Origin of the sequence: Mesorhizobium sp. M1A.F.Ca.ET.072.01.1.1 (assembly GCF_004023325.1) — a bacterium.
Lineage (GTDB): Bacteria > Pseudomonadota > Alphaproteobacteria > Rhizobiales > Rhizobiaceae > Mesorhizobium.
Genome location: NZ_RZSF01000711.1, coordinates 1 through 523, shown reverse-complemented (window position 1 = coordinate 523; position 523 = coordinate 1). Strand labels below are relative to the sequence as shown.

Below are 523 nucleotides of genomic sequence, written 5' to 3'. Positions count from 1 at the left end.
GGAGAAGCCGCCGACCATGGCCAGAACGCGGCCGGTGTGCGGATCCATGGCGACGAGGCCGCCTTCCACTTGCGGAACCTGACGCAGACTGTAGGCGCTGTCCGAACCTTCGTTCTTCTGCACGAAAATGACGTCGCCGGGCTGCAGCACATCCGCAGGCGATTTCGCCTTGACGCTCTTGCCGTCGACGATGTGGCGCATGGCAAAACCCATGTCCTCCTTGCTGACGGTGCCTTCGACGCGCTCCTTGACGATGTCGCCCGAGACCTGGCGCGCCGGCTGCAGACCGATCGAGAGGCCGGTGTCGGAGCTGTCGAGGACGACGGCGAGCGTCCATTCCGGCACGTCCTCCAGCCCCTTGACGTTGCCGAGCGGCACGCCCCAGTCGCCGGAGACATCGATGTGGGTCGCCGGTCCGCGATAACCGCGCAGCGTGTCGTATTTCAGCAGCCCGTTCTGCATCGCCTTGCGGGCAATCAGCTGGATCTTCGGGTCGAGCGTCGTGCGCACCGAAAGACCGCCC

At 65.6% G+C, this 523-nt stretch carries 1 pseudogene; it reads right to left on the bottom strand.

Going from position 1 to position 523, the window contains the following annotated elements:
- Positions 1-523: pseudogene (locus EOA32_RS37665) on the bottom strand (penicillin-binding protein); the annotation flags it as partial.